Genomic DNA, 24358 nt, shown 5'->3' on the forward strand with positions numbered 1-24358 from the left:
ATTTTGGCTAATTTTACTTGAATTTATCTAAATTTCTAATATATCGCTGTATCAAAAATATGACAAACCTTGCCTTTAAAGTGGATTGTTCTGCCATCAAATCTAAGATTTAAAATCTCTGTACTTTTTGGCACAACCTCCACACTACTACTAAGTTCAAATCTTTCAAATCCAGTAAAAAACGACGCTGCCATACCGGTTCCACAAGCGTTTGTCTCATTTTCTACACCACGCTCAAATGTCCTTACTAGCAATCTTTTACCATCAAATTTGGCATAATTTACATTGGCATTATACTTAGCTCTCATCGCCTTGCATACCTCTAAATCAAATACCTCTAAATCATCTACAAAACTTACTAAATGCGGCACTCCAGTATCATAAAAACTCCACTCAAGACCCATTTTACTAAATGGTTCGCTTAATTTTTTTGGCTCACTTAGGGCTACTTCTACGCTATTTTCTTCTATTGTAGCAGCTATAACTCCAGCTTTAGTCTCAAAAGAGCAAACATTAGAACAAATTTGATTTTTATACGCATATAAAGCAGCCGCTCTACTACCATTGCCACACATCGCAGCCTCGCTACCATCGCTATTATAAAACTCCCACGCAAAATCGCATTTGCTGTTTGCGCGCTTAATTACTATCATTCCATCAGCGCCTATACCGCTAAATCTATCACAAAGCTTTCTTGCCAGGTTTGATCGATCAATAGAGTTAAAATAGCTATTATCAATTGCTTGGAATATGACAAAATCATTACCACTTGCATTATATTTTGAAAGTTGCATAAATATCCTTAAAGAGTTATAATCCATGGATTCTAACATAATATAAATTCAAATTTGCTTTTCTTTATAATTAAAATTAGCATTTATAGCCATAAAAAGCATTGCAAATTCAAATTTAATAAAATATAATCCAAATTTATAAAATATTTACTTAATTTTTATACAAAATTTATGTAAAATAGTATATTATTCCACAGTAAAAAGATAAAGTTTATCCTAATTATTTTAGGAAGAGGAAGGATAGTTTTGAAAGTTTATTTAGACAACAATGCAACAACGATGATTGACCCTGAGGCTTTAGAGTTGATGCTTCCATTCCTTGGTGAGAAATTTGGCAATCCAAATTCACTTCACAGCTACGGAAGCCAAACACATCCAGCACTTCGCAAGGCGCTAGATCAGCTCTATACTGGTATAAATGCAGCTGATAATGATGATATAGTAATAACTGGATGTGCCACTGAGAGCAATAACTGGGTATTAAAAGGTATATATTTTGATAAAATATTAAAAGGCGATAAAAAGCGTATAGTTACAACTACAGTAGAACATCCAGCTATCGGTGCTACCTGTGCATTTTTAGAATCTCTTGGTGTAGAGATTACTAAAGTAGATGTAAATAATCAAGGAATTATCACTGCAGACGATCTACGCAATGTGATGAGTGATGATGTTGCACTTGTGAGTGTAATGTGGGCAAATAACGAAACTGGTATGATCTTTCCAATCAAAGAGCTAGCTAGCGTAGCACATGAATTTGGCGCACTTTTTCACACCGATGCAGTTCAAGCAGTAGGCAAAATTCCCGTAGATGTACAAGATGCAAATGTTGATTTTTTAAGCTTTTCAGGACATAAATTCCACGCACCAAAAGGAGTAGGCGCTCTATATATCAAAAACTCAATACCGCTTACTAGCTTACTTCATGGTGGCGAACATATGGGCGGACGCAGAAGTGGTACATTAAATGTTGCTGGTATAGTAGCAATGGGTCAAGCATTAGAAAATGCAAATAAATTCCTAGCCTTTGAACAAAGCCATGTAGGAAGATTAAGAAATAAGCTAGAAGATGCACTATTATCACTCCCAGATATTACAGTAGTAGGCGATAGAGCCAATCGTGTGCCAAATACAATTCTAGCAAGCATTAAAGGTGTAGAGGGTGAAGCAATGCTATGGGATCTAAACCAAGCTGGTATAGCAGCAAGTACTGGCTCAGCCTGTGCGAGCGAGGATTTAGAAAGTAATCCTATAATGGAAGCCATCGGTGCTGATAGCGAATTAGCACATACTGCGCTTAGACTATCACTATCACGCTTTAATACTGAAGAAGAGATAGATTATACAATAGAAAAAATTAAACATGCTGTACATAGACTAAGAAGCATATCAAGTAGCTATGCATACGCCCCAGAATGGCATAAATCAGGACTATAAAGGAAATAATAATATGGCAAAAGGTAATTTAATAAGCGGAAATATATGGGAAGAGTACTCTCAAAAAGTTCAAAATGCGATGAACGCACCAAAAAATATGGGTGAAATTACAGAAGAAGATGCTAAAGCTCTAGGCTGTAAGCTAATAGTTGCAGATCATGGCGCTGAGAGCTGTGGTGATGCAGTTAGACTATATTGGGCTGTTGATGAAACTACTGATATTATTAAAGATTCTAAATTTAAAAGCTTTGGTTGTGGTACAGCAATTGCAAGTAGCGACTATATGGCAGAACTATGCAAAGGCAAAACAGTAGATCAAGCAGTTAAAATCACAAATATAGATGTAGAAAAAGCTATGCGTGATGATCCAGATATTCCAGCAGTTCCACCACAAAAGATGCACTGCTCAGTAATGGCATACGATGTTATCAAAGCTGCGGCTGCTAGCTATAAAGGCGTTGATCCAGACCACTTTGAAGATGAGATTATAGTATGTGAGTGTGCTAGAGTTAGCCTTGGTACAATAAAAGAGGTAATAAGATTAAACGATCTTACAACAGTAGAAGAAATTACTCAATACACAAAAGCTGGAGCATTTTGTAAATCTTGCATTAAGCCTGGTGGCCATGAAAAAAGAGAGTACTACCTAGTAGATATTTTAGCTGAAGTAAGATCTGAAATGGAAGCTGAAAGAATGAAAGCTATAGCTGATGCTAAAATAAGCGGAAGCGGCGTAGATAGCGATCTAAGCTTTGAGGAGCTAACAGTAGTAAAACAGCTAAAAGCAGTAGAGGCTATTATCGATGAGCATGTAAGACCAATGCTAGAGATGGATGGCGGAAATATGGAAATATTAGATATCAAATCTGAAGAAAGCAGAATCGATATATATATTAGATATCTAGGTGCTTGTAGTGGGTGTGCTAGTGGATCAACTGGAACGCTATATGCGATTGAAAATATCTTGCAAGAGAGCCTAAGTCCAAATATTAGGGTAATTCCTGTATGATAAATGCTAAATTTAAAGCTGGTAAATACTATATTGGTGATTTAGCTAAAATTTTAGACTACTCAAATTTAAGTATTTTAGAGCTAGGGTTTGGAATTTTAGATGAATTTAAATATCTAAATTTTGAGCTTGAATGCGATGAGATAACCGATAATAGTAGATTTATTTATAGCGTTGATAGTTCAAATTTTGGTATAATAAGTGCCAAAATCATAGATGAAGAACTCTTAAGTAGTAGGATTTTAACGCTTAAAAATGGATTTGTCGCTAATAAATTTAGCGGCTATTCTCTTGCTAGGATTGTTGATTTTAAAGATGAGTTTGAAGTTGCTATTTGTGACAATAAGATAACGTTTGGAAATATCATACTAAATTTATAAAATTTATTCACGATTTTTCTTTTATTTAAAAAATTTTCAGCTAAACATAGCATAAAATTTAGTATAATAGACAGATTATAATTTTTCATAGAGAGTTTGAAATGGTACCTAGCTGGGACGATAAATATAGCATTGGCAATTCAGATATAGATTTACAACATCAAAAGCTATTTGATCTTGCCAAAAAATCATTTATTTATGCAAATAAAAATGTATCCCGTGAAGAGATTCGTGATATTGTTGCTGAATTTTTTGAATATATGAAAGAGCATTTCAAAGATGAACAAGAGTATATGGAGTTAATCGGCTACCCAAACCTACACGAACACACTATGATCCATAAAGATATTATCGCTAGTATGGCAGGTCTAATCAAAACTGCCAAAAATGTAAATGATTTAAAAGAAAATCTTTTATTAATTGCTGAAAAGTGGCTAGTAGAACATATTTTAAAAGAGGATGCTAAAATAGAAAAGTGGCGTCAAGCTCAACTACAACATACAGAAGAAGAACTAGTAGAAGAAAAACCTAAACAATATAGATATACATGTGGTTGTTCGCATAAAATTCACTTAGTACCTAGCCATATCCATGAGAAGATCGTAGAAGGTAAAAAATTCTCTTGTATGACTTGTAAAGTTGTAATTAAAATCAAATTATCTTAATTAAAACGAATATTTATCAGTAAATCGATTGGAAGTTTTTACACCCAAATAAATTTGGGTGTAAAATAATTTATTATGCAATTAGTAAAGAATTAATCTTATTTAAATTATCTTTTTTAATCCCTGTAAAAACTAAAAATAGATCTACAATAGCCAAAACCCACACTATAAATAAGATAAAAATACCAATATAAATAAATGTAGTTATAAGACCTAAAATAAAAAGACCAAGCTTTACAGCACCTAAGGTTACATCGCCTTTATAAAATCTATCTATACCAAGCGCACCAAAAAATATACCAAGCAAAAGCCCAACTATAGGACTTTTAAAATTTAACAATCCTATACTTTGTAACTTATCATTTGATGCATTTTTTAATCTTTCTGACAATATAGCCAAGCTATTGCCAGGAATTTTATCTTTTACAGATACTAATACAACATTATAATCCGCAACTTCCTCCTATATTTACTTTTTAGGTGTAACAAGCATATTTACATAACGCCCTTCTAAAACAGGCGCTTTGTCTCTATCAGCATACTCTTGAACCATCTCCCAAATCTTTTCAAGCATATTTACGCCAAGTTCTGGGGTAGACATCTCACGCCCCTTTAAAAATACTCTAAATTTAACATATTTGCCCTCAGATAAAAACTCTTGAGCATGTTTTATCTTATAGTTTATATCATTTTGTGCAATTTTGGCTGAAAGTTTAATCTCTTTTATCTCGATTACTTTTTGCTTTTTCTTAGCCTCTTTTTGCTTTTTCTCTTGTTGATAACGGAATTTGCCATAATCCATTATCTTACATACTGGTGGTTTAGCATCAGCTGCTATTAAAACTAGATCTAATCCCATTTTATTAGCAATATCTAACGCTTCATCTCTACTGATAACACCATACGCAGTGCCATCATCTCCTACGCATCTAACCTCGCTTGCGCGAATTTCATCGTTTAGATAAACCTCTTTATCTTTACTCAAATATTCACCTCGTTTAATTTGGTTTGGACTAAGCTATAAAAATCATCTAGACTTATATCCTTTTGTTCTCTAGCTCTACGATCGCGCAGTGCTACACCTCTATTTGCCACCTCATTATCGCCAAGTACTATTATCATAGGTACTCTTTGTTTTTCTGCGTTTCTAATTTTTTTATTTAATGTTTCATTTTTGCTAAAGATTTCGCTATCTATATTCATATCAAGTAATTTTGCATAAATCTCTTTAGCATACTCTTGATGAGCTTCACCAATTGGTATGATCACAACCTGAGTTGGTGCAATCCAAAATGGCAATTCACCAGCAGTATGTTCAAGTAAAATTCCAATAAATCTCTCAAAACTTCCTAAAATTGCACGATGAAGCATAACTGGCTGTTTTCTTTCATTATTTTCATCGATATACTCTAGATTAAATCTTGCTGGAAGGTTAAAATCTACTTGAATAGTACCGCATTGCCATTTTCTTTTAAGGGCATCTGTAATTTTGATATCGATTTTTGGCCCATAGAATGCACCGCCACCTTCATCAATACCATATTTTAATCCCTTTTCATCTAAAGCATCTTTTAATGCTTTTGTAGCGATCTCCCATACCTCATCATCGCCAACAGCCTTAGTTGGTTTAGTAGAAATCTCCATCTCATAGCTAAATCCAAACGCATTCATAAGAGTATCAACAAAACTTAAAATCTCATAAACATTTTCTTTAATCTGGCTTGGCATACAAAATAGATGTGCATCATCTTGAGTAAATTCACGCACTCTAAATAGCCCGTGCAACACGCCACTCTTTTCGTGTCTATGCACTACACCATACTCAAAAAACTTAAGCGGAAGATCTCTATAGCTTCTAATCTCGCTTTGATAAACTTTAATATGGCCTACGCAATTCATTGGCTTAATACCATACTCTTGATCATCAATTACAGTAAAATACATATTTTCTTTATAATTAGCATAGTGGCCACTTGTCTTCCATGCATCGCTTTTTAAAATCTCTGGCCCACGCACTGGCTCATATCCACGAAGCCTATGAGTACGATATAGTTTATGTTCTAAGCGGCTTCTAAGTCTTGATCCATTTGGTAGCCAAATTGGCAATCCTACACCTACACTCTCATCAAAAGTGAAAAATTTCATCTCTGTGCCAAGTTTACGATGGTCACGCTTTTTAGCCTCTTCTATAATTCTAATATGCTCATTTAAGCTCTCTTTATCCGCATAAGCCGTACCATAAATTCTAGTTAGCATCTCACGATTTTCATCTCCACCAAGATATGCCCCAGCTATTCTAGTAAGTTTAAAAAATCTAGCAAAAATGGTATTTGGAATATGTGGCCCACGACAGATATCTTCAAATCCTCCTTGAGAATACAGGCTTACAGCTCCATCTGGTATTCTTTTTAATACCTCTTGCTTTAAATCATCATCGGCGTATTTTGCAGCTACTTCTGATTTAGTTGAGTTTATTTTTACAATCGCTGTTTTAGCAAGAGCTAACTCTTTCATTTTTTTTTCTATTGCAGCTAAATCATCTTCGCCTAGCTTACTACCATTGCTCTTGCTTACACGCATATCGTAGTAAAATCCATCTTCAATTGCAGGCCCAACAAAAAACTTAACATCAGGATAAAGCTCTTTAATCGCTGCAGCCATAAGGTGCGCACATGAGTGGCGTATAATCTCTAGCGCCTCTTTAGAGTTATCAAATTTGATCGGAATACCACCTCCGGCGTAGCTTTGAGTATCTACTATTTGCCCATCTACATTATATCCAATAATCTCGCTCATCGACTCTCTTTTTTCAAAAATAACAAAATATAAGATTTTATCCAATTGTATTTTAACTTAAACTGAATTTTAATAAAATTTAAGTTAATATAGTTAAGCAATTTAAGCCAAAAATTTGTATAATTACAGCTTAAATGAAAACAAAAAGGTAAATAATGCTTCTTTTAAATCCTGTAGTTATTAGCGTGATTGTTATGTGCGCTTTGTGTTTGTTAAGATTTAATATCTTATTAGCTATCCTTGTATCTGCTTTAGTAGCTGGAATTAGTGCAAATATAGATTTAATCACCACTATAAATATCTTAATTAAAGGCATGCAAGGCAATCTTGAGACTGCTCTTAGCTATATTCTTCTTGGTGCGTTAGCCGCTGCTATTGCTATGAGCAATCTAACTGCTATCTTAATTCATTATATAAGTGAATTAATAAGTAAAAAGCTATTTTGGTTTGTACTTACCATAGCTTTTGTCTCATGTTTTTCACAAAATTTAATCCCTGTTCATATTGCTTTTATACCAATTCTTATTCCGCCACTTTTAGCCTTAATGAATAAATTACAAATCGATAGACGCGCTGTAGCATGTGCTTTGACATTTGGGCTTAAAGCACCATATGTGAGTGCTTCAATAGGTTTTGGCCTAATTTTTCATAATATCTTAGCCAAAGAGATAAGTCAAAATGGACTAGAAACCAATCTAACACAAATAAGCTCAGTAATGTGGCTAGGCGGATTATCAATGCTAATTGGGCTATTTTTAGCTATTTTTTACTATCGCAAACCACGCATCTATCACCAAAACCAGATAGAATCTAAAGAGCTTTATGATAGCAAGCTTGATATTAAAATGAGCAAAAAAGAGTGGATTTTATTAATTGGTGCTATCATCGCTTTTGGCGTGCAATTATGGAGTGGATCTCTTCCTCTTGGTGGGCTTTTAGGGCTCATTTTTATGGTAATTTTTGGCGGTATTGAGTATAAAAAGATTGATAAAGTTATGGAAAATGGCCTAAGTATGATGGCATTTATAGCGTTTATTATGTTAGTTGCTGCTGGATTTGCATCTGTTATTAGAGAGACTGGTGGGATAGCCGAGCTTGTCGAATTTGCTTCAGTAATTAGTGGAGGCAAGCTTGGTGGAGCCATTATTATGCTTATTATTGGGCTTATTGTAACTATGGGAATTGGTACTAGCTTTGGTACTATTCCTATTATTGCAGCATTTTATGTACCGCTTTGTATTTCATTAGAGTTTAGTCATGCTGCTACTATCTTGCTTATAGGTATTGCTGCTGCCTTAGGAGATGCAGGAAGTCCAGCTAGTGATAGCACTCTTGGGCCTACATCTGGACTAAATGCTGATGGCCAACACAATCATATATATGATACCTGTGTGCCAACTTTTATATTTTTTAATATTCCGCTATTAATTTGCGGTATCGTATTTTCTCTAATTTTATAACAATTAGTCTCATTTGAGACTAATTGTTACTTTAGTAATTTATCATTTTTATACTTTACACTCTCTATAATTTTTCCAGATTTATCATATCTATTCCAAGTGCCATCTTTTTCCCCATTGTTATTATATTGTTCTTCTAAATATAAAAATCCATCTTCAGAATAAAATTGATGCTTGCCTATTTTATTGCCATTTTTATATTTTCCTACAAATTTTAACTCCCCATTTGGATACCATATAGTAAATTTGCCATCTTCTTTTCCGTTCTTATACTCTCCAATAGCAGCCTTTGAGCCATTTATATACCATCCTTTTGCAACTCCAGTTTGGATACCATTGTCATACTCTACAAGACTTTGCTTAGCTCCATTTTCAAAATATGTACTTTGAATACCGTGAGCTTTTCCCATATTATATTCGCCTCTCATTTGCAAATTTCCATTTTCGTAATATGTATCAAATTTGCCATGTGGAACTCCATCTTTTGAGTGGCCTCTACCTTTTAACTTTCCATTACTAAACCAATATTTTTGAACACCATCAAGCTTGTCATCACTATAATGTTCTTCTTTTAATTTTATATTAGTATCGCTATATTCTATTAATTTACCATCTTTTTTGCCATCTGAATAATCAATACTAGATGCTAACTGACCATTTTTATACCAAGTTTTATGAGTGCCTACTTTTACCCCAGCCTTATAGCTGCCTTGGCTTTTTAAATTACCATTTTCATACCACTCTTTTGTTAATCCATCTCTTTTATTATCTTTTGAATAAGTCGCTTGAATAGCTAACTGTCCATTATCATATCGTCTCTCTTTTACGCTATCTTGGTTTGAGGTTAAGATTGGGCCGCATCCTACTAATGCACAAGCAATGCTGGTTAATGTTAATATTTTTAATTTTTGTTTCATACGCTCTCCTTTAATAAATTAAACAACTCAATTTTATTTTATATAATCTAAATATCTCTTTAAATTTATCTTTTCAAATTTATTTAACGCTATAAAATTATCATTTAATGTATCTTTTTTGCCATAATTTAATGGTTTTAAGTCTTTTAAAGACAACATAATTCCGCCACTTTGATGCAATAAAAAATCTCCAGCTGCCGTATCCCACAAACTTGAACCATAAAATCTTACAAATAAACTAGCCTTACCTTCTATAAGATAGCCAAATTTAATTGCAGAACTGAGTTTGAGAATATTTAAATTAAATTGATTTGCAAATTTATCTATCTCTTTTTGATGTTGCGAATTTCCAACAATTAGCAAACTTTTGCAAAAAGATTGCTCTAAAGTTTGTCCATTTTTATATATATTAGAACCTATATAGCTACTATACATATCATCACTTAATGGAGAATATATAACGCCTAAAATAGGCCTACTATTTTGAATTAGAGCTATAGATACACAAAACTGGCCACTTTTTGATACAAATTCTTTTGTTCCATCAAGTGGATCAACAAGCCAAAAAGTTGAATTTTCATCTCTTTTATTAAATTCCAAAATAGACTCTTCAGAGCAAATAGGAATTTTAGTTGGTTTTAAATGATTGATTATAGCTTCATTAGCGGCTAAATCAGCAGTGGTAAGTGGTGAGCTATCATCTTTAAATGATAGCTCAAATTTATCATAAACATCCAAAATCGCCCTACCAGCAGCCCTAGCTGCTATTATGGCGATGTCGTGTAGATTACTCAGGTTGAGATGCTGGTCCAACATATAGCTGTCTTGGGCGGACAATTTTGATATTATCTTGAGATTTTAACTCCATCCATTGACTTAACCAGCCTGGAACTCTACCCATTACAAATATTGCAGCAAACATTTCATTTGGAATTCCTAATGCTTTTAGTATTACGCCGCTATGAAAATCAACATTTGGATATAGATTTCTAGAGACAAAATACTCATCATTTAAAGCAATCTCTTCTATTCTTGTAGCTACTTTAATTAGATTGCTATCTATACCGATCTCATCAATTAATCTATCTCTTAGGCCTTTTAATACCTTAGCTCTTGGGTCAAAGTTTTTATAAACTCTATGACCAAAGCCCATTAGGCGGAATGGATCATTTTTATCTTTTGCTTTTTTGATAAACTCATCTACTCTATCTGGAGTACCAATCATCTCTAACTGGCGAATAACACCCTCATTAGCACCACCGTGAGCATGACCCCATAAAGCACCAATACCAGCACTTATACATGAATATGGGTGCGCATGAGTAGAACCAACAGTACGAACTGTCGTAGTAGAAGCATTTTGCTCATGATCAGCGTGTAGCATTAAGATTGTATCAAAAGCTTTTACTTCGATTGGTTTTAGATCTACTCTATTGTGCGGGAATGCTCTTAGCATATATAAGAAATTTTCTGTAAATCCACGATCAAGATCTGGATATACAGTTGGGAAACCACGAACATGGCGATAGTAAAATGCTATCATTGTTGGAATTTTTGCTACCATTCTTTTAGCTAATTCCATATAATCTTTCATATCATCAAAATTCATATCTCTTTTATAATACGCACTCATAGTAGCTACACTTGCTTGTAATACTGCCATTGGATGAGCTTTATCAGGGAAGCAGTCAAATAGCTTAATCATCTTCTCATTTAGATAGCTTCTCTCTTTTAATTCATGGCGGAATGCATTTAACTCATCTTCACTTGGAAGTTTGCCATTAAATAGTAGATATACTACATCTAGATATCTTTTATTTTCAGCTAACCATGCTATATCATAGCCTCTATGCATTAGCGTACCAGCCTCACCATCGATATACGTAATAGCTGAGCGGCACATTGCTGTACTAGTATATCCACGGTCAAATGTAAACATACCAGTATCTTTATATAGGGTAGAGATATCTATAACGCTAGGCCCTAAAGTACCATCTAAAATAGGAAAATCATAACTTTTTCCATTTCTATTATCTGTCAATGTTACTGTGTTACTCATTTTTATCCTTTTATTAAAATTTTTTTATATCTTATCTAAATTTTATTTAAATTAAATTGCCCTTAAATATCTAACTTAATTATTTAAGGCGAAATTTAAGATAATTAGTAAATTTTATTAATACCATTGATATTATTACTTCAAAAATACTAGCAATAATAAAGGCAAAATATAACTCTTTTGGTATATTACCAGCATTATATGCTACCGTTGCTACTGCTACTAAAAGCGTAAGTGGCATTGATAGCGATAAACCAAAAAGGATACTATCATACAAACCAAAACGCTTTATAAATATTAACGATGCAACCACTCGTATAATAACCATAAATATCATTAACTTTATAGCATTATCAAGTACGCCAGGCATAAATAAATATCCCAAATCCACTGTAGTACCGATATAAACAAAAAATATTGGCACTAAAAATCCAAAACCAAAACTTCCAAGTTTATGTGGAAGATCTTTTTTATGATTAAAAAATGTAGCTATGAAACTACCGGCAATAAAAGCACCTAAAACTATCTCTAAATTCAGATATATCATAACTGCAACGGTGCTAAAAAATAGAGCCATAGAGAGGCGAATATCTTTTTCAGCTTTATCATCATGTGGCATTAAGAGTATCTTAATATTTGGATACCACCAAAATAGAACCTCAAGTCCTTTAAATCCAAACACACAAAGCACAATAAACAAAATAAGATAGTATATACTACTAAATAATTCAGCAGAACTACCAAACTCAATATAAGCCGACATCAATGTAAGCAAGGCAATGCTAATAACTTCACCAATTCCACCAGCAATCATAGCTGTATTTAGCCATGGCTCATTCTTGCCATACTCCTTAAATAGAGTAGATAACACACCTACACTCATTACAGGAACAACTACAAAGGTAAGAAATAGAGCATTTGACCATACTCCAGCAACACCAGCAACAATATATAAGATAGAGATGTATAAAAGTGCTAAGCGTAAAACTTGCTTATCTGTCTTAATAAGCGCTCTAATATCAATCTCAGTCCCAGCTAAAAACATCAAGTAAAAAAACCCAACTTCAGCTACTAGTTTAAAAGTTGCACTCTGGCCAATAAATCCAAAATAGCCAAGAATAATTCCAAAAATTATCTCAATTGGCGCAATTGGAATCCTTGTAAATTTAGCCAAATATGGAGAAACAAAGATAGCAAAAGCCAAAACAAGTAAAATAGAAAGCTCACTAATGGCACTGTGTTGCAAACTCAAAGCCTCGTTTTTTAAGCTCTTCTATATCCTTGCTAGCAGCCTCGCCACTAGTAGTGAGATAATCTCCCACTACAATAGCACTAGCTCCATTTTCTAATATCTCATATTGTCTATCGCCAAGGATTACTTCTCTACCGCCAGCTACCATTATTCTAGTATTAGGCAGAGCCTTAGCGCTATCTCTTAATATCTCTAAGGCTTCATCGGCACTAAGCTTTGGCTCTTTGATTTTCAAAGCGGGATTTGGGATAAAGAAATTTATCGGACTAGTAAATGGATTTAGCTCTTTTAATGAGTTTCTAAAACTTATTCTATCTTCATTACTCTCTCCAAGACCATAAATCCCGCCACAGCAAAGCTCAAGCCCGGCTCTTTTGGCATTTAAATTTGTCTGAAATCTCTCATCCCAGCTATGAGTAGAGCAAATTTTAGGAAAGTATTCACGGCTTGTTTCAAGATTGTGATTATAGCTGAAAATTCCAGCATTTTTAAGCTCTTTTAAACTCTCATAACTCGCACTTCCATTACATGCTATCAGCAGCAGTTCGGGTAGCTCTTTTTGTAATGTTTTGGCAGTTTGGCAGATAAACTCAAGCTTTTTATCATCAAGTCTCCTACCGCTAGTAACTAAGCAAAAGCCAAGAGCTTTATTTGCCTTAGCCATTTTGGCCTCTTTTAAAATTTGTTCTATACTTTTTTGTTTATATCTATTTATATCAGCTTTTACATGAGCACTTTGAGTACAATACGCACAATCTTCAGGGCAATTGCCGCTACTAACATTACATATCGCACATAGCATTACTACTTTACTCATTATTGCTTACCTCTTCTTTATATTTACAAGCTGGACATTCGTTAAATTTACCCTTTTTTAACTCTTTAAAAACCATATATTTAGAACACTCTGGACAGTTTTTACCAGCTGGTGGATAGTTGCTTATAAATTTACATTTTGGATAGTTAGAACATCCATAAAATTTACCCTTTTTACTAAATCTCTCTACAATATCGCTACCACATTCTGGGCAATTTACGCCGATTTTGCTTGGCTCTTTTTTTTCAAATTTGGCTTGGCCTAAGAGATTACGCGAATATTTGCATTTTGGAAAATTTGAACAAGCGATAAACTCACCAAATTTACCCTTTCTCTTAACCAATTCACCACCACAATCAGGGCAATTTTCTCCAATTGGTTGGGCTACTTTTTGACTTTTAATATTTTTTTTGCCATCATCTATTTTGGCTATAAATGGATAGTAAAATTTAGATAAAACCTCTTGCCAATCAGCTTTATTTTCGGCTATATCATCAAGTTTTTCTTCCATTTTAGAAGTAAATTCGCTATCTACAATATCTTTAAAATTCTCTTCTAATACTGAAGTTATAGTAAATGCTATATCATTTGGGATTAACTGCTTTTTTTCTACCTTTACATAATCCCTACTTGTAAGCAATGAAATAGTTGGTGCATATGTACTTGGCCTACCAATTCCTAAACTCTCAAGTTTTTTTACCAAGCCTGCCTCAGAGTAGCGACTTGGTGGTTCAGTAAAATGCCCGCTACTTTGCATACTCTCTACACTCATAGTCTCGCCGATATTAAGCACTGGAAGGATTTTATCCTTATCCATATCACCATAAACCTTATAAAATCCATCAAACACAACTTTTCTACCCGATAATTTAAAGGTAGCATTATCGCTTTTTATCATTATATTTTGAGTTTGTGAAATGCTTGGACTCATCTGTGAGGCTAAAAATCTATTATAGATTAATGTATATAGCTTTAACATATCCTTTTCTAAATACTGCGCTGCAATTTGTGGAGTAAAGCTTAAATTAGTCGGTCTAATTGCCTCGTGAGCTTCTTGTGCGCCTTTTGATTTAGTTGTGTAGATATTTGCACTTTTTGGTAGATAATCTAAGCCAAATTCGCTCTTAATGATCTCTCTAGCTGCATTTAATGCCTCTTTGGCTATATTTAAACTATCTGTTCTCATATAAGTAATTGCACCCATAAATCCACTATTTGTCTGCACACCTTCATATAAACTTTGTGCTAGAATCATAGTTTTTTTAGGGCTAAAGCCTAATCTATTTGAAGCGCTTTGTTGTAATGTTGATGTCATAAATGGGGGCTGAGCGTTGGTTTTACGCTCTTTAGACTCAATCTGGCTAATTTGGAATTTATCATTTTTTAATGTATCTAGAATAAATTGAGCTCTTTGTTTATTGGTTATGGTAAGTTTTTCTATCTTTGAGCCTTGAAATTCAACCAATTCAGCTTCTAAATCGCTTTTAAATTTAGTATCAATACTAAAATACTCAATAGGTTTAAAATCTCTAATTTCACGCTCTCTATCAACTAAAATTTTAAGTGCTGAGCTTTGGACTCTACCAGCACTTAATCCTCTTTGAATTTTAATATTTAAAAGCGGACTTAGCTTATATCCTACAATTCTATCTAATAGACGCCTTGCTTGTTGAGCATTTACGCTATTCATATCCAAAACTCTAGGATTGGCTAATGCTGCTTCAATAGCACTTTTAGTAATCTCATGAAATACAATTCTAGGCAAAGCTTCTGGCTTTTTACCAATTGCTGTTGCAATATGATAAGCAATCGCCTCACCCTCTCTATCCTCATCGGTTGCAAGATATATCTCATCAGCATCGCTAGCTAAAGCCTTAATCTCTTTAACTAGCGCACTATGGTCGCTACTAATTCTATACTCAGGAGTAAATTTATCCCCATCAATCTTAATGCCAAAACTAGATTTTGGCAGATCTCTAATATGCCCTTTACTAGCTATGACCTTATACTCAGAACCTAAAAAATTTTTTATAGTTTTAGCTTTTGCCGGAGATTCGACTATTATTAATTTACTCATAATATTGCCCCAAATTCAGTTAGTTGTAATTTTACCAAAAAACTATAAAATGGATATAAAACAGCCAAATAAATATCTAAATTTAGGCCATAACAAGGGACAAATATCCTAAAATCGAACCAATCCCAATTCCTTCTAAAATCACAAAAGCAATGGCTAAAATACTTAAAATATTTAACCAAATAGTCCTAGGCTTTGAGAGTATGACTATCTCATTTGACTCTTTAAAATATATACTAATAATAATCCTTAGATAGTAATATACTGATAAAATAGTATTAATGATACCAAAAATTGCCAAATATGCATAACCAGCTTCAAATGCACTTGAAAATATATAAACCTTACCCAAAAATCCAACCGTGTATGGAAATCCAATAAACGAAAGCGATATAATAGTAAATGCTAAAGCAGCAATAGGCGAACTTTTATAAAGACCAGCTATGGAATCTATAGTAACTTGCTTATCACCAAAAAGTGCATTTAGTAGCAAAAATCCAAACCCAGTAGTAATAGCATAAATAGCTATATAAAATACCCCAGCAAATAAAGATTCTTCGCCGCTAAAGCTAGCTAAATTTATAAATATATATCCAGCATGAACGATTCCAGCAGCTATTAAAATCTTTTTGACATCTACTTCTTTTAAGCTTAAAAAATTACCTATAAACATACTACATATTGCTACAACACTAAAGATAATAGCTAAAATATCATTCCAGCCGCCACTATAAAGCAGAGCAAATTTAATCAACATCCCAAAACTAGCAAGCTTAAACGCTCCAGCTAAATATCCAGTAATGCTAGTACTAGCGCCATAATAGACATCAATACTCCAGCGATAAAAGCCAAAAATTGCAATCTTAAAAAACATCATAGCTATAATTAACATCGCACCAATTGTTGTTATAAATAATGGCGATGAGAGCTTGCTAAGTAGTTCATATTTTGTTGTTTGTGTCATACCAAAAATTAAGGCTGCACCAAGTAGATAAAACGCACTCATAAATGATGATAATAAAAAGTATTTAAAAGCCGCTTCAATGCTTTTAGAATTAAATGAATTTAGTGCTATCATCGCATATATTGATATTGAAGCAATTTCAATGAATATTAGCGTTGTGATAATCTCGCTTGATATTATCATACCCATCATACCAAATGAGGCTAAATTTGCCAATGCTACAAGCTCGGGTTTAAAATATCTCTCATCATCGCTAAAATATAAAGTAGCAAAAAATAAGATAGTAAGCACAGCTACAATAGAACACAGCACCAGCTCAAACTGTCCAAATACTATAAATCCTGTGGCAAAAAATGGTAAGTCGCTATTAACAATTTCATTTCTAAAAACAAAAAATGATACTAAAACAATAGCCCAAAATAGTAAATTTACTCCTAAAAGTAACCCTTTTTTAATTCTTGTAACGCTTAAAAATATATTAGCTATAATAGCAGCAATTGATAGTAAAAACGGCGTTAAAGCTATCATTTATGCTCCTTTAAATTTGATTTTATATATTTTTCATAATGGTTTTGTACTGTATTTTCAGATAGATCTAAAAAGGTTTTAGGATATATACCCATTACAAATATAATAATAGCAACAAATCCAAATCCTAAAATCTGAGACTTGCTAAGCTCTTTGAATTTATCCGTTACACTACTAACGCTTTGCAAAATTGCCTTGCGATACACTACAAACATATAAACAGCACCGACAATTATAGATGTAGTAGCAATAATTCCATATATCAAATTTGTTTTAAATAAACCAACAAGTATTAAAAGCTCAGCTACAAATCCGATTGTAGTAGGAAGCCCAACGCTTGAGAGCATCATAATTCCAAATAAAGTAGCAAAAACTGGAGCTTTATGAGCGATACCTCCAAGCTGACTTATCTTGCGAGTGCCTAACTGAGTGCTAATAATGCCAACCATCAAAAACATCACCCCGCTAGTAATAGCGTGAGCAATAATCTGATAAAGCGCACCGCTCATTCCTACTGCATCAAGACTAAATAAACCAGCTAAAATCAGACCCAAATGCGATGCTGAAGCAAATGCTAAAAGAGTTTTAAAATCATCACATCTAAGCGCAATTACTCCAAAATATATCATAGAAAATATCCCAAGTGCTACAAAATAACTTGAAAACTCTATAAAACTAAGCGAAAAAATAGGCAATACAAATCTTAAAATAGCAAAAACTGCCACTTTAGATGCGATAGCTGAGAGCATAAATGTAGCTACGCTAGGAGAATAAGTATATGCCTTACTAAGCCACATGTGAAATGGAAATAAAGGAAGCTTAATAACAAAAGCGATCATAAAGCTAAAAAACAACACTCTTTCAGCCATCACGCTTAAATTTAATTTTGCTAAATCATCTAAAGCAAAACTATAAAATCCAAATTGCTCAAAATGAAGCACACCAAGATAAATTATAGCTCCAAGCATAATCATAGAACCAAATATCGCATAATACATCATATCAAGCATTGCTTTAGCTCTTTTAGCACTTTTACCATATAGGCCTACCATCACAAAAATAGGAAGAAGCATCATCTCCCATCCAGCATAAAAAAAGATAAGATCAAGCGAGCTACAAACAGCTAAAAATCCACTCTCTATAAATAGTAAATTTGCCCAAAAACCTTTTTCTTCACGCTTAAGCACAAAAAATAGCAATGGTAAAAATAGAGCAATAATTAAAATAAGATAGATATTAATTCCATCAACTCCCACCATATATGTTATCCCATATCTTTGCACTAGCGAAATAATATCTACAAACTGCATTCCACCGGCTGGATCAAAGCTAAGAGTCATTATTACCGTAAGAATTGCGACAAAAACACTCGCTCCAAAAGCCACAATCCTACCCCAAAAATTATTACAAAATAGAGCTATAAAAAGCCCAGATAAAAATGGCATAAATATAATCCAAGTCAATATACTACTCATAAAATAGCCTTTGAAAATATAATAATAACACAGACGAAAAATAACATATAAAATGCATATGAACTAGCTAAACCATTTTGAGTATATTTAGCATATAATTGACCAAATCCTCTAAACATCAAAGCACTAAACTCAACAAGTGGATATAATATTCTATCATCTATAATCTCACGCATAAAATGGCTAATGCGTTTTAAGCTTTTGACAAAAATTAGTTCATATATCTCATCTATATAGAATCTATTTGCTACAATGCTCTCAAATTTACCCATAGATTCTTCGCAATTTTTATAGTTATAAAATTTCTTATAAGCGATAAAAATACCGATACCAGACACTGCCATACTCACCACTCCAGCAATAATCTCTACCATTAAAGTTGGATGGTCTATATCCAAAAATATTGCCATAAATCCACCACCTAATGCAAATAGACACAGCAAATAATTCACACTAAGCATAGTAAAAGGCACTTTATGTTGATGAGGTGCTTGGTTTTGCGAATAAAACACCAAGAAAAATAATCTAAAGCAATAATATGCTGTAAGTCCAGCTGTAAATAGTAAGATACTAAATATTACATAATGCCCAGAAAGAAGTGCTCCAAGGATAATAGCATCTTTAGAGAAAAAGCCAGCAAATGGGAAAATTCCACTAATTGCAAGCATTCCAAAAAGCATTGGATAATATAGAGCTTTATTAGATTTTAAATTTCCCATTTTAAATATATTTTGCTCATGATGAAGAGCTATAATAATCGCTCCAGCACTCAAAAATAGTAATGCCTTAAAAAAGCCATGAGTAAATAGATGATACATCGCAGCACCTGAACTATAACTAAGCGCAGCAAACATATATCCTAATTGACTCATTGTAGAGTAGGCTAAAATCTTTTTAATATCAGTAGCCTTTGTCGCAATAATCCCAGCAAATAACGCTCCAGCTGCACCAATACCGGCTAAAACCTCAACTGGTAAGCTAAGTCCAGCAAATAAGAAATCAAATCTTACAACCATATAAACCCCAGCTGTAACCATCGTCGCAGCGTGAATTAAGGCTGAAATTGGCGTTGGACCAGCCATCGCATCAGGTAGCCAAGTATATAGAGGAATTTGAGCCGATTTAGCCAAAGCACCAGCTATAAAACAAAACGCAATAAATATCGCTACATTAGGACTTAGAGTTATCTCATTAAGACCTATATAATCAAATTTAACTCCGCTACTAGCAAGATATAGAGCAATAAGCCCAATTAAAAAGCCAAAATCACCAATTCTATTTAAAATAAATGCCTTATTACCGGCTTTTACATTATCTTTATCACTAAAGTAAAAAGCAATTAGTAAATATGAACAAACTCCAACGCCTTCCCAGCCAACAAACATCAAAATTGGATTGTTTGCTAAAACCAAAATAAGCATAGAAGCTAAAAATAAATTCATATAGCAAAAGAATTTTCCAAAGCCCTCATCTCCATCCATATAGCCTATAGAATATAGGTGTATAAGCATACCCAAAAACGCTACAAATAACGCCATCACAAGACTAAGACTATCAAGATAAAACCCAACATCTATACTAAATCCAGCAATATCAAGCCAACTAAATAGCTCTAAATTTATACTACTTCCATAGCTTTGAGTAAATAATACCGCCATAGCTATAAAGCTAACTACTGGCCCAATCATACCTAAAAATGCAAAAAATCCTTGAGAGAGTCCAAGCCCTTTTCTAGCAAGATACAAAATCCCAAGAAGCAAACTACCAATAATTGGTGCTAAAATTACGATATTAACTAGCATTACTATCCTTTAACTCTTTAAAGCTATCTATATTTAGGCTCTGTTTTGTCTTATGTAGTAGCGTAATAAGCGCTAGTCCAAAACTAGCCTCAGCTGCAGCTATAGCAATTACTAGCATAACAATAACTTGACCATCTAAATTCAAATTCACCCTAGCAAATATAGCAAAAAGCAGAGCAACTGCATTTAACATCAGCTCAATAGACATAAAAATAGTAAAGATATTTTTACGCAAAATAACACCAAAAATCCCGATCACAAAGAGCAAAATAGCTACAAATATATAGTTCTCAACCATTATTTTTGCCTTTTAAAATCGCTACAACTCCAACCAAAGCAGCAGTTAAAAGTAGCGATATCATCTCAAAACTAAATCCCCAATTAAAAAATAGATATTTTCCAAGTGGAGTAATCTGTCCAAATCCTTCAGGTACCACAATAAAATCACCAGGCATCATAGCAAGCTCATAAGCTAAAAAGCCAAAAACTACCAACGGTAAAGCAGCTTGAAGCATTTGAGTAAAACTAAATTTAGCCCACAAACTATCAGCCTTAATATTGAAAAACATCATAACAAAAACCGATAAAACCATAATAGCCCCAGCATACACTACTATTTGTATTAAAAATAGAGTTTGAGCATATAATAAAAGATATAGCCCAGCAATAGCTACAAGCGAGACAATCATAGATAATGCTCCATGAATTGGAGCCTTAAAACTTATAAGCCCCAAAGCTCCTAAAATCGCCAAAAACGAGAAGTTAATAAATAAAAAATTTTCCATCAAAAATCTCCCCTTTTTCTACTGCTTAGCTCATTTATATCGCTGATAAAATCCTCTCTTTTACCCTCAACTTTAGTAAATATCCCACTATCCATTCTAATAGCATCTTTAGGACAAGCCTCCACACAAAGCCCACAAAATACACACTCTAAAAGATCTATATTAAATACTTTAGGTGCTTTTTCTTTACTTCCTTCTACCTCGCAAGCTTCGATATATATACACTTAGCTGGACAAGCAGTAGCACACATATCACATGCTACGCATTTTAGTTCGCCACTTTCATATTTTGTTAAACGGTGAAGCCCACGATATCTAGGCGTAATATCTTCTGGTTTTTGCTCAGGATACTCTAGGAATTCAATATTTTTTGTATTGAGTAAATTTCTAATAAAATGCCTAAAAGTTCTAGCCATTCCAGCGATTATATAAAATATATAAATTCGCTCTAAAAATGGCATCTTTTTTCGTTCGATTTTTTTTACCTTAACTGCCATAAACCACCACCAATGCTGTAATTATAATATTAAAAATCGCTAAAGGCATAAGCTTCTCCCAGCCTAGGCGTTGAATTTGGTCATATCTAAATCTAGGTAGAGTCCATCTAACCCAGATAAATATGAGCAACATAACAAATGTCTTAAGTGCAAATACTACTAAATTAACCGCAGTTGCTACAACTTCAGCACCAAATTCACCCAAAGAGCCGTTATAAAAATATAGACAAACAATATCTATAGCCACTACAATCATAACTGTCAAAGCATAATATAATTTATTTTCTCTTTTTCTATGATCTTTAGCTATTTTATATCTAGTAACATTATTTTTACTAACCCACCATATAAATAACAAACCAATAATCGTAGTAATACTAGCTATACTAAGTAAAACTATCTTATAATGTGTTGCTAAATCAGCTTGCGATAAATATGGAAGCGAATATCCTCCAAAAAATATCGTAACTACTAAGGCGCTCATAGCTGTCATAGCTATATACTCAGCCATAAAAAACATAGCAAAACTCATTGCGCTATACTCTAGATGATATCCAGCTACTATCTCACTTTCACCCTCAGCTAGGTCAAATGGTGCCCTATTTGTCTCAGCAAATGCACAAGCTATAAATATAATTGCTGCTAATGGCTGAAGAAATATACCCCATGCTGGAAGGCCTAAAAATGAGCCTTGTTGTGCAATTACAAAGTCATTTAAGCTAATTGAATTATATGTAAGAATCATACTAACAACTGCAAGCCCTAAAGGAATTTCATAGCTTATTGCGCCACTTGCAGCACGCAGTGAGCCAAGAAGTGAATATTTATTATTCGAACTCCAACCAGCAAGCATAATACCATAAATACTAAGACTAGCAAATCCTAAATACCATAGCAAACCACCATCAAATGGGATTGCTTGCATAAGATGTTTTACGCCATCAATTGTAAAATACTCGCTAAATGGAATTACAGCTATAGTTAGCGTACTCATTAAAAATAATACCATCGGAGCAATGGTAAAAAGAGCTTTAGAGCGAATAGCTCCTGGAGTAAAGTCCTCTTTTATAGCTAGTTTTAAAGCATCGGCTAAAGCCTGGACAAGACCGCCAAGCCTAATACCAGCGATATCTGCTCTATTTGGACCTGGACGATCTTGTATAAAAGCAGAGATCTTACGCTCTAAAAGCACCAAAACTGGTATCAAAGCCAAAATAAATATAAGAATAAATGCAATTCTAAAGATAATTAGCCAAATTTCACTCATGCAAACGCCTTTAATATATTTATATCAAATTCCACTCTTTGACCCATTAGCTCACTTACAATATCACAAATTTTAGGACTAATTGGCTCAAATACACCCTTACTAAATCTTAATTTCTCATCTATATTTAGCGTATGTCCATCTCTATGATAGCTACTAGCACAGACTATATCGGCATCTTGATTTGAGCCGATTTTAATTACATTATCAAACTCAAATTTAGAAGCAAACTCAAAGTCTTTGCCAAGGTGAAATATTATCAAATTGCTAGATTTTTTATCTAAATTTTTATCCAATCCTAGCTTTATAAGCCCTATACGATTAGCAGTTTTATTTGGGACTCTAAGTTTTAAGCCGATCTCATCTTGAAAGCTTTCATCTCTAAAATCACTAAACCCATATAATCCCATATTAAATTTACTTGCTAAAGTTTTTAATGCACTCATCTCTTCTATACTCAATGAGCTTGAGACTAAGATATCATACTTACTAGCATTACTTCTAAGATCTAAGGCTAGGGCTGAGATTTTAGCACTATCATCGCGTTTTATTATCTGCTCATCTTTATAGCTATAACGACCATAATCACATATAAAATAACCATTTACGCTATTTTCTCTAGGGCGAAATCTATAGATTATACTATCTTGGTATTTAGCTTTGTTGCTATCAACCCAAATTGCGCAGCCTCTTTCACATCCTTGACAGATTGCTGGAGTTTTTTGTAGGTGCCATACACGCTTTTTAAATCTAAAATCAGCCGAAGTCATAGCTCCTACTGGACAGACATCTACGATATTTCCAGCATATGGATTATCTATCTTTTTGCCGTTCATTAGCATTATGTGGCTATGTTCTCCGCGTCCTCCTACTGCTAACTCATAGCTATTAGTGCATAGTTGAGTAAATCTTACACATCTTCGACATAGCACGCATCTTTCAGCATCGTGGATTACTCCAGAGCCAAAATCCTCTCTTTTATATTTTCGCACCTTATCAGCTAAGCTTACTTGTGAGTCTTGTTTATCAAATTTCATATAATACTCTTGTAAATCACACTCACCAGCTTGATCGCATACTGGACAATCAAGAGGATGATTGATAAACTCAAGCTCCAAAATACCACGCTGAACAGCCCTTGTTAAATCGCTATTTATCTTAATCTCCATACCTTCTTTAATCGGAGTATCACAGGCGATTTGTGGGCGTTTTTGGCCTACTACTTCTATTAGACACATTCTACAATTTCCACTTACTCCTAGCGCTTCATGATAGCAAAAGTGTGGAATTTCAATATTATGTTTTTTTAGCTCCGTTATGAGATTACCTTTCTCATTTACGCTAAATTTCTCACCATCGACTATAATCTCTACCATA

General features: G+C 33.7%; 23 protein-coding genes. 5 read left to right on the plus strand and 18 right to left on the minus strand.

Going from position 1 to position 24358, the window contains the following annotated elements; translation table 11 throughout:
* Positions 1–35 precede the first annotated feature (35 nt).
* Positions 36–794, minus strand: coding sequence for a diaminopimelate epimerase (gene dapF, locus CVIC12175_RS07920; protein ID WP_086256859.1), 759 nt, complete (start codon positions 792–794; stop codon positions 36–38).
* A 246-nt stretch (positions 795–1040) separates the two neighbouring features.
* Between dapF and CVIC12175_RS07925 the strand changes: the two genes are divergently transcribed.
* The 4 genes from CVIC12175_RS07925 (at position 1041) to CVIC12175_RS07940 (ending at position 4285) form a co-directional block, all read left to right on the plus strand.
* Complete coding sequence (locus tag CVIC12175_RS07925; RefSeq protein ID WP_086256860.1) at positions 1041–2231, plus strand: NifS family cysteine desulfurase; 1191 nt, start codon at positions 1041–1043, stop codon at positions 2229–2231.
* A gap of 13 nt (positions 2232–2244) precedes the next feature.
* Positions 2245–3240, plus strand: coding sequence for an iron-sulfur cluster assembly scaffold protein (locus tag CVIC12175_RS07930; protein ID WP_086256861.1), 996 nt, complete (start codon positions 2245–2247; stop codon positions 3238–3240).
* Entirely contained in the window at positions 3237–3620 is a 384-nt protein-coding gene (locus tag CVIC12175_RS07935; protein WP_086302946.1) for a hypothetical protein, read from the plus strand. Before CVIC12175_RS07930 ends, CVIC12175_RS07935 begins: the two co-directional genes overlap by 4 nt.
* 101 nt (positions 3621–3721) lie before the next feature.
* Positions 3722–4285, plus strand: a complete 564-nt coding sequence (locus CVIC12175_RS07940) for a bacteriohemerythrin (protein WP_086247491.1) — start codon at positions 3722–3724, stop codon at positions 4283–4285.
* A gap of 73 nt (positions 4286–4358) precedes the next feature.
* Here the strand turns inward: CVIC12175_RS07940 and CVIC12175_RS07945 are convergent, their stop codons facing one another.
* The 3 genes from CVIC12175_RS07945 to thrS all read right to left on the minus strand — a co-directional run bounded on the left by CVIC12175_RS07945 (position 4359) and on the right by thrS (position 7081).
* A complete protein-coding gene (locus tag CVIC12175_RS07945; RefSeq protein WP_236861073.1) occupies positions 4359–4676 on the minus strand; it encodes an NINE protein in 318 nt (105 codons plus the stop codon).
* A gap of 78 nt (positions 4677–4754) precedes the next feature.
* The gene (gene infC, locus CVIC12175_RS07950; protein ID WP_086225692.1) at positions 4755–5270 is read right to left on the minus strand and encodes a translation initiation factor IF-3; all 516 of its coding nucleotides are present in this window, start codon (positions 5268–5270) and stop codon (positions 4755–4757) included.
* On the minus strand, positions 5267–7081 hold the full coding sequence (thrS, locus tag CVIC12175_RS07955; RefSeq protein WP_086256863.1) for a threonine--tRNA ligase: 1815 nt from the start codon (positions 7079–7081) through the stop codon (positions 5267–5269). Before thrS ends, infC begins: the two co-directional genes overlap by 4 nt.
* Before the next feature lie 155 nt (positions 7082–7236).
* On the opposite strand from thrS, the gene CVIC12175_RS07960 reads away from it, so the two are divergent.
* On the plus strand, positions 7237–8541 hold the full coding sequence (locus CVIC12175_RS07960; protein WP_086256864.1) for a Na+/H+ antiporter family protein: 1305 nt from the start codon (positions 7237–7239) through the stop codon (positions 8539–8541).
* A gap of 26 nt (positions 8542–8567) precedes the next feature.
* Here the strand turns inward: CVIC12175_RS07960 and CVIC12175_RS07965 are convergent, their stop codons facing one another.
* From CVIC12175_RS07965 to CVIC12175_RS08030, 14 genes are all read right to left on the minus strand, one after another.
* Complete coding sequence (locus CVIC12175_RS07965) at positions 8568–9458, minus strand: toxin-antitoxin system YwqK family antitoxin (protein WP_086302950.1); 891 nt, start codon at positions 9456–9458, stop codon at positions 8568–8570.
* 33 nt (positions 9459–9491) lie between these two features.
* Positions 9492–10274 carry a 3'(2'),5'-bisphosphate nucleotidase CysQ family protein gene (locus CVIC12175_RS07970; protein WP_236861074.1) on the minus strand — a complete coding sequence of 261 codons (783 nt, stop codon included), beginning with the start codon at positions 10272–10274 and terminating at the stop codon, positions 9492–9494.
* Positions 10246–11517, minus strand: a complete 1272-nt coding sequence (locus CVIC12175_RS07975; RefSeq protein WP_086247485.1) for a citrate synthase — start codon at positions 11515–11517, stop codon at positions 10246–10248. Before CVIC12175_RS07975 ends, CVIC12175_RS07970 begins: the two co-directional genes overlap by 29 nt.
* Before the next feature lie 79 nt (positions 11518–11596).
* Positions 11597–12763, minus strand: a complete 1167-nt coding sequence (locus tag CVIC12175_RS07980; protein WP_086256881.1) for a cation:proton antiporter — start codon at positions 12761–12763, stop codon at positions 11597–11599.
* The gene (locus tag CVIC12175_RS07985; RefSeq protein WP_236861075.1) at positions 12744–13586 is read right to left on the minus strand and encodes a biotin synthase; all 843 of its coding nucleotides are present in this window, start codon (positions 13584–13586) and stop codon (positions 12744–12746) included. Before CVIC12175_RS07985 ends, CVIC12175_RS07980 begins: the two co-directional genes overlap by 20 nt.
* Entirely contained in the window at positions 13579–15666 is a 2088-nt protein-coding gene (topA, locus tag CVIC12175_RS07990; protein ID WP_180380687.1) for a type I DNA topoisomerase, read from the minus strand. Before topA ends, CVIC12175_RS07985 begins: the two co-directional genes overlap by 8 nt.
* Before the next feature lie 79 nt (positions 15667–15745).
* Positions 15746–17155: an NADH-quinone oxidoreductase subunit N gene (locus CVIC12175_RS07995; RefSeq protein WP_086256866.1), complete on the minus strand. Its 1410-nt coding sequence runs from the start codon at positions 17153–17155 to the stop codon at positions 15746–15748.
* The gene (locus CVIC12175_RS08000; protein WP_086256867.1) at positions 17152–18630 is read right to left on the minus strand and encodes a complex I subunit 4 family protein; all 1479 of its coding nucleotides are present in this window, start codon (positions 18628–18630) and stop codon (positions 17152–17154) included. Before CVIC12175_RS08000 ends, CVIC12175_RS07995 begins: the two co-directional genes overlap by 4 nt.
* Positions 18627–20432 (minus strand): NADH-quinone oxidoreductase subunit L, encoded by a 1806-nt coding sequence (gene nuoL / locus CVIC12175_RS08005; RefSeq protein ID WP_086256868.1) that lies wholly within the window; start codon positions 20430–20432, stop codon positions 18627–18629. Before nuoL ends, CVIC12175_RS08000 begins: the two co-directional genes overlap by 4 nt.
* Entirely contained in the window at positions 20422–20730 is a 309-nt protein-coding gene (gene nuoK, locus CVIC12175_RS08010; protein ID WP_086247479.1) for an NADH-quinone oxidoreductase subunit NuoK, read from the minus strand. The genes nuoL and nuoK overlap by 11 nt, the downstream gene beginning before the upstream one ends.
* Positions 20723–21217 (minus strand): NADH-quinone oxidoreductase subunit J family protein, encoded by a 495-nt coding sequence (locus CVIC12175_RS08015; protein ID WP_086256869.1) that lies wholly within the window; start codon positions 21215–21217, stop codon positions 20723–20725. Before CVIC12175_RS08015 ends, nuoK begins: the two co-directional genes overlap by 8 nt.
* Positions 21217–21714, minus strand: a complete 498-nt coding sequence (locus tag CVIC12175_RS08020; RefSeq protein ID WP_086247477.1) for a NuoI/complex I 23 kDa subunit family protein — start codon at positions 21712–21714, stop codon at positions 21217–21219. Before CVIC12175_RS08020 ends, CVIC12175_RS08015 begins: the two co-directional genes overlap by 1 nt.
* Positions 21704–22981, minus strand: coding sequence for a complex I subunit 1/NuoH family protein (locus tag CVIC12175_RS08025; protein ID WP_086302951.1), 1278 nt, complete (start codon positions 22979–22981; stop codon positions 21704–21706). The genes CVIC12175_RS08020 and CVIC12175_RS08025 overlap by 11 nt, the downstream gene beginning before the upstream one ends.
* Positions 22978–24357 carry an NADH-quinone oxidoreductase subunit G gene (locus CVIC12175_RS08030; protein ID WP_086302953.1) on the minus strand — a complete coding sequence of 460 codons (1380 nt, stop codon included), beginning with the start codon at positions 24355–24357 and terminating at the stop codon, positions 22978–22980. Before CVIC12175_RS08030 ends, CVIC12175_RS08025 begins: the two co-directional genes overlap by 4 nt.
* Position 24358 lies beyond the last annotated feature (1 nt).

It is taken from the genome of Campylobacter vicugnae (genome assembly GCF_002139875.1).
Classification (GTDB): domain Bacteria; phylum Campylobacterota; class Campylobacteria; order Campylobacterales; family Campylobacteraceae; genus Campylobacter; species Campylobacter vicugnae.

Coding starts and splice junctions, on each gene's coding strand:
- CVIC12175_RS07940 (WP_086247491.1), top strand. CDS start 3,722: ATGGTACCTAGCTGGGACGATAAATATAGCATTGGCAATTCAGATATA.
- nuoL (WP_086256868.1), bottom strand. CDS start 20,432: ATGCTAGTTAATATCGTAATTTTAGCACCAATTATTGGTAGTTTGCTT.
- CVIC12175_RS07960 (WP_086256864.1), top strand. CDS start 7,237: ATGCTTCTTTTAAATCCTGTAGTTATTAGCGTGATTGTTATGTGCGCT.
- nuoK (WP_086247479.1), bottom strand. CDS start 20,730: ATGGTTGAGAACTATATATTTGTAGCTATTTTGCTCTTTGTGATCGGG.
- CVIC12175_RS08020 (WP_086247477.1), bottom strand. CDS start 21,714: ATGGCAGTTAAGGTAAAAAAAATCGAACGAAAAAAGATGCCATTTTTA.
- CVIC12175_RS07935 (WP_086302946.1), top strand. CDS start 3,237: ATGATAAATGCTAAATTTAAAGCTGGTAAATACTATATTGGTGATTTA.
- CVIC12175_RS08000 (WP_086256867.1), bottom strand. CDS start 18,630: ATGAGTAGTATATTGACTTGGATTATATTTATGCCATTTTTATCTGGG.
- CVIC12175_RS08015 (WP_086256869.1), bottom strand. CDS start 21,217: ATGGAAAATTTTTTATTTATTAACTTCTCGTTTTTGGCGATTTTAGGA.
- thrS (WP_086256863.1), bottom strand. CDS start 7,081: ATGAGCGAGATTATTGGATATAATGTAGATGGGCAAATAGTAGATACT.
- CVIC12175_RS07970 (WP_236861074.1), bottom strand. CDS start 10,274: ATGTTGGACCAGCATCTCAACCTGAGTAATCTACACGACATCGCCATA.
- dapF (WP_086256859.1), bottom strand. CDS start 794: ATGCAACTTTCAAAATATAATGCAAGTGGTAATGATTTTGTCATATTC.
- CVIC12175_RS07930 (WP_086256861.1), top strand. CDS start 2,245: ATGGCAAAAGGTAATTTAATAAGCGGAAATATATGGGAAGAGTACTCT.
- CVIC12175_RS08025 (WP_086302951.1), bottom strand. CDS start 22,981: ATGAGTGAAATTTGGCTAATTATCTTTAGAATTGCATTTATTCTTATA.
- CVIC12175_RS07975 (WP_086247485.1), bottom strand. CDS start 11,517: ATGAGTAACACAGTAACATTGACAGATAATAGAAATGGAAAAAGTTAT.
- CVIC12175_RS07995 (WP_086256866.1), bottom strand. CDS start 17,155: ATGATAGCTTTAACGCCGTTTTTACTATCAATTGCTGCTATTATAGCT.
- CVIC12175_RS07985 (WP_236861075.1), bottom strand. CDS start 13,586: ATGAGTAAAGTAGTAATGCTATGTGCGATATGTAATGTTAGTAGCGGC.
- CVIC12175_RS08030 (WP_086302953.1), bottom strand. CDS start 24,357: ATGGTAGAGATTATAGTCGATGGTGAGAAATTTAGCGTAAATGAGAAA.
- CVIC12175_RS07965 (WP_086302950.1), bottom strand. CDS start 9,458: ATGAAACAAAAATTAAAAATATTAACATTAACCAGCATTGCTTGTGCA.